15 protein-coding genes, 1 tRNA gene and 1 riboswitch are annotated in these 14,530 nt (G+C 66.6%); of the genes, 4 read left to right on the top strand and 12 right to left on the bottom strand.

What is annotated here, in order from left to right; genetic code table 11:
• Nucleotides 1-33: 33 nt before the first annotated feature.
• From QF206_RS06910 to QF206_RS06890, 5 genes are all read right to left on the bottom strand, one after another.
• Nucleotides 34-867 (bottom strand): ABC transporter ATP-binding protein, encoded by an 834-nt coding sequence (locus QF206_RS06910; RefSeq protein WP_281488473.1) that lies wholly within the window; start codon nt 865-867, stop codon nt 34-36.
• Nucleotides 864-1,781 carry a cyclase family protein gene (locus QF206_RS06905; protein WP_281488472.1) on the bottom strand — a complete coding sequence of 306 codons (918 nt, stop codon included), beginning with the start codon at nt 1,779-1,781 and terminating at the stop codon, nt 864-866. The genes QF206_RS06910 and QF206_RS06905 overlap by 4 nt, the downstream gene beginning before the upstream one ends.
• Nucleotides 1,765-3,681, bottom strand: coding sequence for a flavin-containing monooxygenase (locus tag QF206_RS06900; protein WP_281488471.1), 1,917 nt, complete (start codon nt 3,679-3,681; stop codon nt 1,765-1,767). Before QF206_RS06900 ends, QF206_RS06905 begins: the two co-directional genes overlap by 17 nt.
• A 28-nt stretch (nt 3,682-3,709) precedes the next feature.
• Nucleotides 3,710-4,663: an ABC transporter substrate-binding protein gene (locus QF206_RS06895; protein WP_281488470.1), complete on the bottom strand. Its 954-nt coding sequence runs from the start codon at nt 4,661-4,663 to the stop codon at nt 3,710-3,712.
• Nucleotides 4,664-4,879: 216 nt separating this feature from the next.
• Nucleotides 4,880-5,650, bottom strand: coding sequence for an ABC transporter permease (locus tag QF206_RS06890; protein WP_281488469.1), 771 nt, complete (start codon nt 5,648-5,650; stop codon nt 4,880-4,882).
• 330 nt (nt 5,651-5,980) lie between these two features.
• On the opposite strand from QF206_RS06890, the gene QF206_RS06885 reads away from it, so the two are divergent.
• Nucleotides 5,981-6,056: transfer RNA gene (locus QF206_RS06885), tRNA-Lys, on the top strand.
• 359 nt (nt 6,057-6,415) lie between these two features.
• Here the strand turns inward: QF206_RS06885 and QF206_RS06880 are convergent.
• The gene (locus QF206_RS06880; RefSeq protein WP_422785367.1) at nt 6,416-7,102 is read right to left on the bottom strand and encodes a DNA alkylation repair protein; all 687 of its coding nucleotides are present in this window, start codon (nt 7,100-7,102) and stop codon (nt 6,416-6,418) included.
• Nucleotides 7,103-7,181: 79 nt separating this feature from the next.
• Here QF206_RS06880 and QF206_RS06875 point away from each other — a divergent pair, with 79 nt between their 5' ends.
• Entirely contained in the window at nt 7,182-7,562 is a 381-nt protein-coding gene (locus QF206_RS06875) for an RNA-binding S4 domain-containing protein (RefSeq protein WP_281488468.1), read from the top strand.
• Between the two features lie 60 nt (nt 7,563-7,622).
• Here the strand turns inward: QF206_RS06875 and QF206_RS06870 are convergent, their stop codons facing one another.
• Both QF206_RS06870 and QF206_RS06865 read right to left on the bottom strand, forming a co-directional pair.
• Nucleotides 7,623-8,162 (bottom strand): ABC transporter permease, encoded by a 540-nt coding sequence (locus QF206_RS06870; RefSeq protein WP_281488467.1) that lies wholly within the window; start codon nt 8,160-8,162, stop codon nt 7,623-7,625.
• Between the two features lie 6 nt (nt 8,163-8,168).
• Nucleotides 8,169-9,074, bottom strand: coding sequence for an ABC transporter ATP-binding protein (locus QF206_RS06865; RefSeq protein ID WP_281488466.1), 906 nt, complete (start codon nt 9,072-9,074; stop codon nt 8,169-8,171).
• 87 nt (nt 9,075-9,161) lie between these two features.
• Here QF206_RS06865 and QF206_RS06860 point away from each other — a divergent pair, with 87 nt between their 5' ends.
• On the top strand, nt 9,162-9,974 hold the full coding sequence (locus tag QF206_RS06860; RefSeq protein WP_281488465.1) for a TetR family transcriptional regulator: 813 nt from the start codon (nt 9,162-9,164) through the stop codon (nt 9,972-9,974).
• Nucleotides 9,975-10,007: 33 nt separating this feature from the next.
• Here the strand turns inward: QF206_RS06860 and QF206_RS06855 are convergent, their stop codons facing one another.
• The 4 genes from QF206_RS06855 to glyA all read right to left on the bottom strand — a co-directional run bounded on the left by QF206_RS06855 (nt 10,008) and on the right by glyA (nt 13,213).
• Entirely contained in the window at nt 10,008-10,322 is a 315-nt protein-coding gene (locus QF206_RS06855) for a DMT family transporter (RefSeq protein ID WP_281488464.1), read from the bottom strand.
• Complete coding sequence (locus QF206_RS06850) at nt 10,319-10,726, bottom strand: DMT family transporter (protein WP_281488463.1); 408 nt, start codon at nt 10,724-10,726, stop codon at nt 10,319-10,321. The genes QF206_RS06855 and QF206_RS06850 overlap by 4 nt, the downstream gene beginning before the upstream one ends.
• 272 nt (nt 10,727-10,998) lie before the next feature.
• Nucleotides 10,999-11,886, bottom strand: coding sequence for a bifunctional methylenetetrahydrofolate dehydrogenase/methenyltetrahydrofolate cyclohydrolase (locus tag QF206_RS06845; RefSeq protein ID WP_281488462.1), 888 nt, complete (start codon nt 11,884-11,886; stop codon nt 10,999-11,001).
• A gap of 22 nt (nt 11,887-11,908) precedes the next feature.
• Entirely contained in the window at nt 11,909-13,213 is a 1,305-nt protein-coding gene (gene glyA / locus QF206_RS06840) for a serine hydroxymethyltransferase (protein WP_281488461.1), read from the bottom strand.
• A gap of 14 nt (nt 13,214-13,227) precedes the next feature.
• Nucleotides 13,228-13,308: riboswitch (ZMP/ZTP riboswitch) on the bottom strand.
• Nucleotides 13,309-13,356: 48 nt separating this feature from the next.
• Here glyA and nagA point away from each other — a divergent pair.
• Nucleotides 13,357-14,514, top strand: coding sequence for an N-acetylglucosamine-6-phosphate deacetylase (gene nagA / locus QF206_RS06835; RefSeq protein ID WP_281488460.1), 1,158 nt, complete (start codon nt 13,357-13,359; stop codon nt 14,512-14,514).
• The last annotated feature ends 16 nt before the right edge of the window (nt 14,515-14,530 follow it).

Raw genomic sequence — 14,530 nt, 5'->3', positions numbered from 1 at the left:
CTTCTGTCGGCGAGCTGAAATCTGATGACCGCGCTAGGCAGTCGCGGTGGCGTGCTCTTTCAACATCAACCACAGCCGTTCCTCGAGATCACGGAATTCCGGCGACTTGCGCAGCTCGGGGTCGCGCGGCCTATCGAACGGAATGTCAACGGAGTCGACGATCCGCCCCGGGCGGGCCGACATGACGAGCACTCGGTCGCCGAGGAGGATCGCCTCCTCAAGGCTGTGGGTGACGAATACCACGGTCCTGCCCGCGTCCCCGACGATCTCGAGGAGCTCCTCCTGCAGGCGACGACGGAGTTGGGCATCGAGCGCTGCGAACGGCTCGTCCATGAGCAGGATCTCGGGTTCGGCGACCAGAGCTCTGGCGATGGCGACTCGCTGCAGCATCCCGCCCGAGAGTTCAGAAGGATACGCCGACTCGAACTTGCCCAGGTCGAGCCGATCGAGCCACACGCGCACTCGCGAATGCTTCTCGGGCTTGGGCAGCCCGCTGCGTGCCAGACCGAGCGAGACGTTGTCGAACACGTTCATCCACGGGTAGACGCTGTAGTCCTGGAACACCATCGACGTGAGCGGCCGGTCGGTACTCGACTTCGAGATCTCCACAGCGCCCTCACTCGGTCGCTGCAGGCCGTTGATCATGCGTAGCAACGTCGATTTGCCGCATCCTGAGGGCCCGACGATCGTCAAGAACTCCCCGTCGTAGATATGCGCGTCGACGTTGTCGAGGGCGGGCACCTGGGTTCGCCCCCGGTAGACCTTGCTGACGTCACGAATCGTCGCCTTGATCTGTCTGGCCGAGCTGTCGGTCACCTCGAGACTCCCCACTTCGGTGTGCATGGTGTTGGTGTGCGCGGTGGTCATCGGATCGCAATCGCATTCGCCGGCGATCCGACGCCGCCGACCAGGTTCATGGGACTCGACACGACCATGGCCTCGTGTCTGCCGTCGGCAGCGCAGTCTGCGGCGAGGTCATCGAGCCACCAGAGCTCGCCAAGTGGCATGCCGAGTCGCGCCAGTACTCGGTGGTGCAATGAGCCCGCACTACTTGGAAGCGCCTCCACACCAGGCGAATCGGAGGCTACGGCAATGAACCCGTGGTCCCAGAGATACTCCGCCATCGCAGCGGATCCCTCGAGCCCGGGCGCCGCCCGCGAGTCACGTACTCGAGCGCGGGACTCTGCGTCCTGTTCGCGGAACCATGAGATCCATCCGGTCCGCACCACCAAGATGTCGCCGCGCCGATACTCGACGCCTGCCGCGCGGCGAACCGCTTCGAGCGCCTCGACATCGACCGGGGTTCGAGAGGCGAACGCGTCGGAGCCCGCCGCAGCGATCGCTTCACTGATGTCGAGCACCACGCCGCGTCCGACGATGCCACGGCTCGCCCAGTGATGCACGCCATGCTCGTCTCGACCGAGCCCGTTGTAGAACCCGAGTTCGGGGTCGGGCACGTGGAGGAACCCGTCCCACTGCGATGACGACTGCGGGTAGAAGTTGTCGACCACGTCATCGAGGTTGCCGCGGGGTGTCGTGAACACCCGGTGCCGCGGGAACTGACGCTGGAACAGCGCAGGCTCGGGCTGGTCGAGCGGAAGGTTCAGCGAGAACACGCGGCCCATGACCGCGGCTGAGAGCGCCCCGAGCACTGTCTCGGGAGACTGCCGATTCAATGTGCCGAGCACGTCGTCGGCGCCGAACACACCGTGCGCACTCCCCTCTGGCAGCTCGGCCCACGGCTTTTCGCAGGAAGGCAACCCTCTAGTTCGAGAGCTCATGGGTCTCCTCGGGGTCTCTGCGCAGAATCGCCGCATAATCATGGATGCGCCAGGGCATGTTGACGTTCTGACGGCCGAAGCGGTTCACGTAGTAGTTGCGCTCTTGCGGCGCCTCGCCTTCCCAGATGAGCCGTTCCATCTCCTTGTCCATCAACGAGTTGTAGGCCTCGAAGGCCTCCGGTCGGACGGCGCTGCTCCGGTGACCCGACTCGATCGTGCGCACCATGTGCCGGGCGATGTAGTCCACCCACAGTTCCAGCGCAGCCACGAGGCTGCCGCCTCGCGGCTGGCCGTTCGGGCCATACATGACATAGAGGTTGGGGAACCCCGGCACCTCGAGCCCCACGTAGGCGCGGGGTCCGTCTTCTGCCCAGGCCTCTTCGAGGGTCTGCCCCGAGGCGGAGTAGTACTGCGCCGGCAGCGTGTATTTCTCGGCGTCGAAGCCGGTGGCGAGCACGAGCGCGTCGCACTCGAATTCCGAACCGTCGCTGCATTCAACCGTCGTCTCATCCAGCGCCGCGACAGGCCGGGGAACGAGCGTGACGTTGGGCTGCACGACCGCGTCATACCACCCGTTGTCCACGACGAGTCGGCGGGCCAGCGGGGCATAGTCGGGGGTACAGGCGCGCTGAAGGTCTGGATCGTGTCCGAGCTTGGTCGCAATGTATTCAGTCAGGTTCGCGCGGAGGCCGTCATTGCGTCGGCTCACCTTCCCGCCGAGTGCCTGCCAGGCGCGGTCGTACTCCTGTGCATCGCCAAGCGAGCCTCGTATCAGTCGTGCGTTGTAACAGGACCACCGCCAGTAGAAGGGGATGTTGTCGTGCAGCCACTGTGTCTGCGTCGACACGTGCTCCTTGTATTTCTCGAGCGGCGAGATCCACTGGGGAGTGCGCTGGAATACATATACGTGTTCTGCATTGCGAGCGAGCCAGGGCATGATCTGCACGCCGGTCGAGCCGTTGCCAACGATCCCGACACGCTTGCCGCGTGGATCGAACTCGGGATCCCACTGGGCACTGTGCAGAACCGGCCCGCGGAAGCGCTCCATGCCCGGAAAGTCCGGCCACTTCGGCGTCGAGAACAGACCGGAGGCGCTCACGATGAAATTCGCTTCCTCGCGCCACTCGCGACCAGCAGCGTCGCGAAGCAGCACATTCCAGAGCGAGGTGTCGCGATCGAAGCGGGCTTCGACCACTTCCGTGTTCAATCGGATGTTCGGGGTCACACCGTATGTCTCAGCGACATGCTCGAGATACTCCCTGACCTGCTCCTGGGGCGCATAGTGCTGCTTCCAGGCGTACTCCACGAAGCTGTACTGGTATACGAAGCTGGTCGTATCGACTCTCGCCTCAGGAAACTGGTTGCGTTCCCATGTGCCGCCGATGCGTGACTGCTTGTCGACGACGGAGTACGGGATGCCAAGCTCTTGCAGGCGAACAGCCATGCCAATGCCGCTGAATCCAGTTCCGACGACGAGCGCCCGCCAGCCGGTCACATCCTGCCCTCTTGACCACACCGCTCGAGATGTCTCGACACCGGATACCTCCTCGAGGCCCAGTTCGCGGATGCCGAGGCGGAACTCCGCTGCGCTCGGCCGGCTGCCGAGTAGGAAGCCGATCGCATCGCGCACGCGCTCCTGATCGGCGCTCGGAGCCGCGTTGGCATCCGAACGCCGAGCGGAGTGCGGCGTCGCCAGGAAGTCGGCCGCGAGCTCGATGACACGTTGGGCGTCGCGCTCACCGAGGACATGCTCGATGAACGCGCCGCCGCGGCGCTCGCACTCGATCGTGCGCATGACCGCAAGCTCACGGTCGCCCGTCAGAAGGTAGAGGACCGCCCGGAGCACGTTCGTGTTGGCGTGACGAAGGTGCTCACGGATGTCGCTCCTGTTCAACGACACGGTCCCGTCCGCTGCTTCCAACGAGCGGTCAGTTGCGAGCGAGGAGGTCATTCGCAAAGGTCATGAATCGGTCGTCGATCACATCGGACTCGGCGAGTGGCGTGTCGTATTGAAGCAGGTCATCCCAGTTGCGCCAGGTCTCGTCGAATGTCGCCGCGTAGCCGGTGGGAAACGCCAACGGGAGCGTGTAGGTCGGGGTGGTCATCTGCTCGAGCGCGTCCTGCGGCTGTCCGAGGAGTTCAGCGAAGTATGCCTCCTTGCCACGGAGCCACTCGCCCTGCAATTCGTCACGATAGAGCTCCGCCAATGCAGCCACGAAGGCGAAGCCGACCTCCGGGTGGTCGCGCAGCATTGACTTCCCGAACGCGATCGAGCCGTTCGGGAACCCGGGCTCCATCTGACGTGCCGAGAAGGTCGCGTGACCCGCCTTCTCTACGACAGCGGTGATCGGCTCCTGAATCAGTCCGCAGAAGAGCGCGCCGTTCTCCAGAGCCGCAACCTGGTCGGACGTGCTCATCTGCACGACCTCGACCTCGTCGACCGGCACGCCTGCGGCCTTGAGGTTCTCGGCGATCTGAATCATGGAGACTCCGCGGTTGGCTTGCGACGAGCCGATCTTCTTGCCGCGCAGCATCTCCCAACTGAAGTCCTTGCCGCCCATCTCGTCGACCCTGCAGTAAAGCCCGTCGACGGCGTCGTCCGCCTGTATCTGGGTGGGAGCGACGACCGCGAGGTCGCTTCCACTGTTGATCGAGTTGAACATCCCGACATCCGGAGCGCTGTAGTTGCCGTCAAGCTGCCCCGTCGCCATGAGGGGATACGAGTCGACTCCCGGCATGTTGACGATCTCCACGGTGAGATTCCGTCGCTCGAAGGACTCGTACCCTGCCGCGGCCATGTAGAGCGGGATCGTGAACGCGGTCGGCGCCGCCGTTGCGATGGTGATCGTCGCCGGCTCAGTGAGCACCCCTTCCTCGTCCATGACACCATCAGCAATGAGTTGTTCGGCAGTCCCGAGGGCGTCCTCGTCTCCGTCGGCGGGTCCACTGTTGCCTGAGGCAGCCCCGCATCCGGACAGCGCAAGCGCCCCGACTATCGTTCCCGCGAATATCGCCGTAATACGCATAGATGTTCCTTTCACTCTTCGTTGAGGGATTGAAATTGCGAGTTCGAAACTGGGTGAGGTCGACAGGAGAGATCAACGACGTCGACTCGTCGATTTGGGACTCCAGGGAACAGCCACCCTGGCGATCATCTTCACGAGCTTCGTGAGCACGTATCCCAAGAGGCCCACGCAAACGATGCCGGCGTACATCCGCTCGGTGGCGAAGATCTGCCACGAGTTCCAGATCATGCTGCCTATGCCGCTTCCGCCCATGACGAACTCGACCCCGACGATCAAGAGCACTGCGTTCCCGACTGCGATCCGGAGCCCGACGAAGTACTCGGGGAGCACCGCAGGAAATATCACCAACCGCAGTCGTTGACTGCGGGTCAGTTCAAGCGACTCCGCAGTCTCCAAGTACCCGTGGGCAATACCCATGGTCGCTTCGATCATGCTGATCCAGGCGATGAAGAACGAGCCGATCGCGACGACGATGACACGCGGCATTTCTCCAAGCCCGAGCATCAGGAGCAGCAGCGGCAGAATCGCCAGCTTCGGCACGGTGTACAGACCCGAAAGCAGCGGGTCGAGCGAGGCACGCAGTGGGCGAATCAATCCCATGCTCACTCCGACGACAGTGCCGATGACGTTTCCCACTATCAGGCCGACCATGAGCGTTCGAAGGGTGACGGCAAGGCTCTCTAGGAGCACGCCGTCTTGCACGAGGTTCACGCCCGTCCTGGCAATAGAGCTCGGGGCGGGAAAAAAGCGGGTATCGATCAGGCCCAGCAGAGCTGCTAGCTCCCAGAGAACCAGGAAAAAGACCGGTGTGGCGATCGCCAGCACCGTGTTCTGCCGCGACACACGGCGGTTGAACTTCTCGGGGTCTCGATCTGTGATCCTCGGTTCAACGACAACCGTGGCAACGCGGGTAGAGCCTTGTCGCGACTTCGGTATCACAGTCAATTCCCATCAGCCCTTCAACTCTGAGCGGCTTGCGGTTCGCGAGCGGACCTGCATTCAGGCCCGCAGTCTTCGTCGACTTGCATCTCCCGACCGATTGGTCGGTCGTGCAACACCTTTCCGTATTGAGCGACGCGAGTCAAGGGGTGTCCTACTCGACTTGAGGCCGACCGTGCGAGCTCGGCCGTTGGATGCCACGGCTGGCCAGTGCGACACGACTAAGCTTGTCGCGGGCCTGTAGCTCAGCTGGCAGAGCAGCGGACTTTTAATCCGCGGGTCGCGGGTTCGAGCCCCGCCGGGCCCACCATGTGAGCGACCACCGCGTGCGCTGGAGTCGTCTCAGAGACACGAGACTGGTGGCAGACCCCTGCTCGGCTCCACAGTGGAACAGCGCAAGCGCCCCGGAGGGGAGACCCGACCCCGTCGACGTAACCCGAATTCGTGCACAGGCCGGGCCTCCCCGAACGGCGGGGAGGGCCGGGTGCTTACCCGCAACCAGGCCGTGCCCGCCATTTTGCATGATGATCCCTCAACTGCGGCGCCCGGAACCGGCGCATGCCTGAGAGTTCGCCGCGCAGCGCGATCCTTGCGACGTTTCGCCGAAGCGCTCTTGGCCCGTCGGTCGGGGGGGGGGGGGGGGGATCAGTCCCGTCGGCACCGTGTCAGTCAGCCTTTTCGACGCACCATCTCGGCGATCCACGTCGGCGCGTACGGGGAGGTGCAGTTCGGCGGGGTCGGGTAGTCCTTGAGCACTTCCAGGCGTTCGCCGATCCCGATCGCTCGATCGCGCAGATCGGGATGTTCGATGCCGATCTGGGCCAGGCAGGTGTTCATGGCCCACTGCAGACGCTCGGGCGCGTCCTTCATCTCCGCCTCGATCGTGTCGAGCAGGCCGGGGAGATCAAGACCATCCGACTTCTTGACCACTCGCTCCGATGTCAGCGCCCAGCCGGCGCTCGCTACCACCGGGTCTGAGTCGGCGAACCAGGCGAGGCGCAACTCCTCGGCGTGGGGGCTCTTCTTCACGATGTAGTTCACGAGCCAGTCGTGCACTTTGGGAGCGCGGGCCTCGCGGAGCATGGCGTCGAGTTCGCCGCGCTCGAACGTATTGGGCCGACTGACGAGAATCGCGAGCAGTCGAGCGGCGGTGTCATTCGTCTGCCAGAGCGCTCGAGCCAACTCGGGCTGCGCCTTGAGTCGCTTGGCGATGGCGCGCAACGCGCTGAGGTTCACCCCGTGGTCATCGCCGTGGCGCTCATTCACCGCCCGCATCCGCGGGTCGTCGAGCGCCGCGAGTTCGGCCATCAGATCGTCGACCACCGAAGCGGCCAGCGCCGTCTCAGTCACACGCATCTCCTCAACTGCCGAGTGCCCTCGATGCAGCCAGGCTACTCGCCAAGCCTGCCGAGTGGTCACTGCCTAGACTCTTCGCATGGCTGACTCCGCCCGCGTCGATGCGTGGATCTGGGCGGTGCGGTTCGCGAAGACCCGCTCGGCTGCCACAGAGGCATGTCGGGCAGGGCACGTGCGCATCAACGGCGAACGGGCGAAGCCGGCACAGCGGGTGCGCTCGGGCGATGAGGTGCGCGTGCGCGTCGCCGGGATCGAGCGGATCGCGGTGGTGCAGCAGACCATCAGCAAGAGGGTTTCGGCATCCGTCGCGGCAACATGCATGATCGACCTCACTCCTCCCCCGCCGCCTGCCGCGGAGCGCGAGCTCGTGCCTCAGCGCGACCGGGGCGCAGGGCGCCCGACCAAGCGCGACCGACGCGAGATCGAACGACTGCGCGGCCGTGGCGGACCGCCTCACTGAACCAACGAAGCCGCCGGTTCCCGCTCGCCGACGCAAAAGGGAACCGGCGCTCCATCGAATTCAGGCGCGCCGAATGACGGCCCGAAGGCTCACAGCGAAGCCGACCACGCACCAGGCACCAAGCACCGCGAGATCCCAGGCCGACGCGTTGTAGCTGTCAGACAGCATGCCCGCGCGCAGCAGATCGGCGGCCGGCCGGAACGGCAGCACGTCGTGCACCATCTGGAACCATTCGGGCAACTGGCTGGCGTGGAAGGTGATCGGCGAGAAGAGCATCACGAAGAACACGAGCACCTGGGTGACGAGCTGGGTGAGCATGGGAGGCAGCGCAAGCGCCAGTGCGCATCCCACCGCGGATGCCGTCACAGCGGTGAGCGTGGACGCGAGGAGCAGCACGGGCCAGTCGAAGCTGAAATCGAAGCCGTACCGCCAGTGCGCGACGAGCAGCGCTACCGCCACGCTCGGCAGGGAGACGGCCAACCAGACTGTGAGGTCTGCGAACAGCAGCAGCGGCCGGGGAACAGGGAGCGCGCGCAGATAGGTGAATGTGCCGGTCGTGCGGGCCTGCGCCACGCCTTGCGACACCATCACCAGCCCCATGACCATTCATCGGGCGAGGGAGTACCCTTCCACGCGGCCCTGACCGCGCAGCGCCGCAGCCCACCTGACCGCCGACTCAGCGGCATCCGGCGCGATTGTGAGCAGCACACGTCGCCCGACTCGCACTCGACGTGTCACCGGCATCGGAACATCGGTCGGTGGCAGCGTCGGGTCTTCGCCTTCCGGCGTCAACGAGAGCTCGAGGCGGAGTTCGTTGTCTCGGTCACCACGAAGTCGGCTCGGGGAGCCCGCAGCGACCACGGCGCCGCGGTCGAGCACGACGAGGTCGTCGACGACGCGCTCGGCTTCCACCACATTGTGCGTGACGAGCAGCACTCCGGCGCCTTCGTCTCCGAGCCGGCGCACTGCCGCCCAGAGAAGACGCCGTCGCGCGGCGTCGACGTCGTTCGTGGGCTCGTCGAGGATGATGAGCGGCACCCCAGCGACAGCGGCCATCGCAAACGCTGTGAGCCGCCGCACCCCTCCTGAGAGCCCGCCGCCGTCTGGCATCGCGCGACGGTCGAGCCACTCGCCGATGTCGAGCTCGTCGGCGAGCTCACGGGCGGCCCGCCGCGCATCATTGCGAGACATCCCTCGGATGCGACCTGCGATCTCAATGGCCGCGCGAGGCGTCAGACCGTCGAGCGGCGCCTGACTCTGCGCCTGCAGCGCAACGCACCTGCGAGCGGCAGCCGGATCAGCGATCGCATCCATGCCCGCCACCCGAACGGAGCCGCTGTCTGGCTTGGACAGGCCGACGACTTGCGAGACGAGGGTCGTCTTTCCGGCGCCGTTATGCCCGAGCAGCCCGACCACCTGGCCGGGCTGCACCGTCAAGTCGATCGCATCGTTTGCCACCAGCGCCCCGAAGCGCTTGGTCAGCGCCTCGACCTCCAGAACCGCTCTCTCCATACCGACCCTCTTTCAGATACCGTCGTTATTTCAAGTACTGACGGTATTTGACATACGCTCGGTATGTCAAGTCCGTATGATCGGCGTATGGAGTCGACGCCCTCGAATGCGGATGCGAGCGCAGGGCACACCCGTGCGCGGGCTGCGGGCAGCAGGGCGGCCCGGCAGCAGGAGACCCGGGAAGCGCTGGTCATGGCGGCGCTCGATGCGTTCACCCGGGTGGGCTATCACGCTGCCAGCCTCGACACGATCGCCGCCGAGGCGGGGTTCTCGAAGGGAGCGGTCTACTCCAACTTCACGAACAAAGCGCAGCTCTTCCTGGCGACGATGGACTTCACGATGGGCGCCCTGCGGAGCCAGGGCTGGGACCCGTTCGCTGCGGGGTCCGGGTCGGCGCCGGGTCGGGTATCAGACCACCGCGAGCCGCATGATGAGCACGAGGCTGATGCCGAGTCTCCCGCGACGAGCGCCCCGGGCTCGCTCGGCATGGGTGGCGCCGACACGAACCCAGAGGAGCTCGTGCGCGGCTTCGGCCTCGCGACCCTCGAATTCATCGCGGCTGCCGCGCGAGACGAAGCCCTCACGGAAGCGCTCCGCGAGCGTGTGCAGGTGATGATCGACGTCTACGCCGACCTCGCGAGGGCCAACCGGCCTGCTGACGACTCGTTGCCCGCCGAGGATGCCGCGAAGCTGATGGCGGCGCTGGATCAAGGCGTGTCAGTGCTCTCCCTCAGCGGCATCACGTCCATCGATGGCGGCCTGGTGCGCGTGGGACTGCAGCGCCTGCTCGACCCCGGCGCCGCCGCATCCGCTCCCGCACCCGAACGCGATCGATCGTCGCCGCTGCTCGACGTCGACCGCGTGCGCACCATGATGGAGAACGAGTCGCCCGACGCCTGACTCGTCTGCCCCGTGCCGGGATTGACTCGCGGCTCAGCCGAGCTCGACGAGCACGACGCCCGCGATGATGATGACGATGCCGAGCACCATCCGCTTGGTCAACGGCTCCTTCCAGATGGCGCGAGCGAGAACGGCAACAGCGACAATGCCGATCGCACTCCAGACGCCGTAGGCGATGCCCACCGGCATCCCCGCTTCGAGGGTGAAGGCCAGGAAGAAGAACGAGGCGACGTAGCCGATGACCACCGGGACCAGCCACCGGCGTTTGCGAAGCCCGTCTGAAGCGCGCAAGCTGAGCGTCGCCGCCACCTCGGTGACGATTGCGAGCGAGAGCCAGAACCAGCTCATGCGGCGCCCTCGTCTGGCTCGGCTGCCAGTTCTGTCTTCGGAGTGGAGGCCCGGCGAAGTGGGTGCGACCCCATCTCGACGACAACGACACCCACGATGATGAGCAGGATGCCGACGATCGCCGGTCCGCTCAACAGCTCGTCGAAGAGCACCGCGGCGAGCACCGCGGTGAGCGCGACACCGCAGGCGCCCCAGATGCCGTAGGCGATGCCCACCGGCATCCCGGCGCGAAGCGCGAGCCCCAGCAGCACGAACGCGGCCGCATAGGTGACGATCACGACCGGCATCCAGACGGCGTCATCGACCGTGGCCCTCAACGCGAGCGTGCCCACCACCTCGGTGAGGATCGCGGCCGACAGCAGCAGCCAGCGCTTCAACGGGGCAGCCGTGCCGCGAGATCGCATGTGGTGAGACTACTCACCACCGATCGCTTCGTGCGTCTACTCGGCGACGTGGCCGCACCACTCAGAGGCGGGAACTTGAGCCTTCGCCTCTTCGATGTGCTCACCGCAGCCGGCCCACGTCACTTTGCCGCAGCGGTTGCAGGTGACTGGCTGACACATGGTGACTTCCTCTCGCGGGTGTGCCCGGCGGCATCCTGCCGGATCGTCCGATCGAGCGTAACAGCGCCCGCTCCGCGTACTCTGCGCCGTAGCGGCTGAGGTGCCGGCTCGGCCTAGGCGGCGGGATGCTGCAGCTCGGCGGCCTTCACGACGTTGGCGAGCAGCATGGCCCGCGTCATGGGCCCGACCCCGCGCGGGTTGGGCGACAGGTGCCCGGCGATGGACGCGACCGCGGGGTCGACATCGCCGGTCAGCCTGCCCTTGCCTGTGGCGGGATCTTCGACGCGCGTGATGCCCACGTCGAGCACCGCGGCGCCGGGCTTCACCCAGTCGGGCTTGATGAGGTGCGGCACTCCGACCGCCGCGACCACGATGTCGGCCCGGCGCACTTCTGCGGCGAGATCGACCGTGCGCGAGTGCGTCAGCGTCACTGTGGCGTCGAGGCCCTTGCGGGTCAGCAGCAGGCCGAGCGGACGTCCGACCGTGATGCCTCGACCGACTACCACCACATGCCGACCCGCGATCGGCACGTCGTAGCGCTGCAGCAGCTCGACGATGCCAGCGGGGGTGCACGGTAGCGGCGAGTCGAGCTCGCCGGCGACGCCGAGCACGAGGCGGCCGAGGTTGGTCGGGTGGAGGCCGTCGGCATCCTTCGCCGGGTCCATCGCCTCGAGCGCGGCGTGCTCGTCGAGGCCGCGCGGCAGCGGAAGCTGCACGATGTAGCCGGTGACGGCCGGGTCGCTGTTGAGCCGGTCGATCGCGGCACGCACATCGGCATCCGTCGCCGTGGCCGGCAGATCGACGCGGATCGATTCGATGCCGACTTCGGCGCAGTCGCGGTGCTTGCCGGCGACATACGAACGCGATCCAGGGTCGTCGCCCACGAGGAGCGTGCCGAGCCCTGGCACGACGCCGCGCGCTCGCAGGGCCGCGATCCGCGAGGCCAACTCCGACTTCACGGCCGACGCGGTGGCGACGCCGTCGAGCGTGATCGCGGTCATCGGCTCAGCCTCCTCCACTCGATCAGAGCGCCTGGTACAGGGGGAACGCGTCGGCGAGCGCCTTCACCCGTGCGCGCGCCGAATCGATGTCGGCGCCAGGCATCAGCACCGACGCGATCACATCGGCGACCTCGGTGAACTCCGCATCGTCGAAGCCACGAGTGGCGAGCGCCGGGGTGCCGATGCGAACACCCGAGGTGACCATCGGCGGGCGGGGGTCGAAGGGCACCGAGTTGCGGTTCACGGTGATGCCGACCTGATGCAGCAGATCTTCGGCCTGCTTGCCGTCGATCGCCGACTCGCGAAGGTCGGCGAGCACGAGGTGCACATCGGTGCCACCCGTGAGCACGTCGATGCCGGCGTCACGCGAGTCGGATGCCGTGAGCCGCTCCGCAAGCAGCTTCGCGCCGCGCAGCGTGCGCTCCTGACGGTCCTTGAACTCGGGCTCGGCAGCGAGCTTGAACGCGACCGCCTTCGCTGCGATCACATGCATGAGCGGGCCGCCCTGCTGCCCCGGGAACACCGCCGAGTTGAGCTTCTTCGCGATGTCGGCGTCGTTCGACAGGATGAAGCCCGAACGGGGTCCGCCGATTGTCTTGTGCACGGTCGAGCTCACCACGTCGGCGTACGGCACCGGCGAGGGGTGCAGCCCAGCCGCCACCAGTCCGGCGAAGTGCGCCATGTCGACCCAGAGCGTCGCGCCCACTTCATCGGCGATCGAGCGGAAGGCCTCGAAGTCGAGCTGTCGAGGGTAGGCCGACCAGCCGGCGATGAGTACCTGGGGGCGCACCTCGAGCGCCTTCTCGCGCACCACGTCCATGTCGATGCGCATGGTCTCGGGGTCGACGCCGTAGGCGTGCGCCTCGTAGAGGCGGCCCGAGAAGTTCAGGCGCATGCCGTGCGTGAGGTGACCACCGTGAGCGAGCTCCAGGCCGAGGATGCGGTCGCCGGGCTTCGCGATGGCGTGCAGCACCGCGGCGTTCGCCTGCGCGCCGGCGTGCGGCTGCACATTCGCGAACTTGGCACCGAAGAGCGACTTCGCGCGCTCGATCGCCAGGTTCTCGGCCACGTCGACGTACTCACAGCCGCCGTAGTAGCGGCGTCCAGGGTAGCCCTCGGCGTACTTGTTGGTGAGCACCGAGCCCTGCGCCTCGAGCACGGCGAGCGGCACGAAGTTCTCGCTCGCGATCATCTCGAGGTAGTCGCGCTGACGGCCGAGCTCTTGCTCGAGGACCTTGGCGATCTCCGGGTCGACGACGCTGAGCGGTTCGTTGAACGTGGAGGGGAGGCGGTCGGACACGGAGTACTCCTTCACAGACACGGACATGACAAAACTAGTCGGGTGCGGGCCCAGGCGTGCGGCCGATCCGTGTCTGTCGCTCCCCGATGGTGACCCATCCGACGCCAGTCGCGACGACCCGATTCTATGCCCGGATGCCGCGAACGCGCAGCAGTAGAGTGAAGCTCACGATGCGCACCGTCATCCACTCCGGCCGCCTCATCCGCCCCTCCAGCGACGAGCGGCACCCGGAGGCGTGGATCGTCTTCGACGAACGAGGCATCATCGCGCTCGGAGGCGGCGACGACTGGCGGCAGCACTCTGTCGGCGATGCGGTCGTGGTCGATGCTCGCGGGTTGACGCTCACCGCTGGTTTCGTCGACATCCACTGCCATGGCGGGGGCGGCGCCTCCTTCGACAACGGCGCCGACGCGATCCGCCAAGCGCTCTCGCTGCACCGCGCGCACGGCACCACCCGCAGCGTGCTCTCATTCGTGACCGCCCCGCTCGAGGTGCTGGAGCGGCGGCTGGATGCCGCGGCATCCGTCATGGCCGACGATCCGCTCGTGGTCGGGGTGCATCTCGAAGGGCCGTTCATCGAGCACGAGTTCCGCGGTGCGCACGACCCGGCCCAGCTGCGCGCTCCGAGCGCAGCCGCGGTGCAGCGGCTCATCGAGGCGGGCCACGGGGTGATCCGCCAGGTCACCCTCGCCCCCGAACTGCCCGGTGCGAGCGAGGCCATCGCACTGTTCCGCGAGGCGGGCATTCGCGTCGCGGTCGGTCACACGGGCGCCGATTTCGAGCAGGCGCGGGCCGCCTTCGAGTCGGGAGCGACCCTCCTCACTCACGCGTTCAACGCCATGCGTGGCATCCATCACCGCGAGCCCGGACCGGTGATCGCTGCAACCGAGGCACCGGGTGTGACCCTCGAACTCATCAACGACGGCGTGCATGTGCGACCGGAAGTCGTGCGGCTCGCATTCGCCGGAGCGCCCGGCCGCATCGCGCTCGTCACCGACGCCATGGCGGCAGCCGGCTCGCACGATGGCGACTACGTGCTCGGCTCGCTGGATGTGCAGGTGCGGGAGGGCGTCGCACGCCTCCGCGACGGCGGCGCCATCGCAGGGTCGACACTGACCATGGATGCAGCGGTTCGGCGCGCGATCGAGGCCGGGGTGCCGGAGGCCGACGCCGTCGCCGCGGCGACGGAGACGCCGGCGCGCGCGATCGGTCTCGACCGTGCCGGTCGGTTGGACCCCGGTTCCGTTGCTGACATGCTGCTGCTCGATGCCGAGTGGAACGTTCGACGTGTATGGGCAGACGGTCGGGAGCTCACCCCGGCTGCCTGAGTGCTCGCGCCGCATC

Origin of the sequence: Ruicaihuangia caeni (genome assembly GCF_029952955.1) — a bacterium.
Taxonomy (GTDB): domain Bacteria; phylum Actinomycetota; class Actinomycetes; order Actinomycetales; family Microbacteriaceae; genus Ruicaihuangia; species Ruicaihuangia caeni.
Note: the sequence above shows the minus strand (reverse complement) of the source record. Positions and strands in the feature narration are given on the sequence as shown.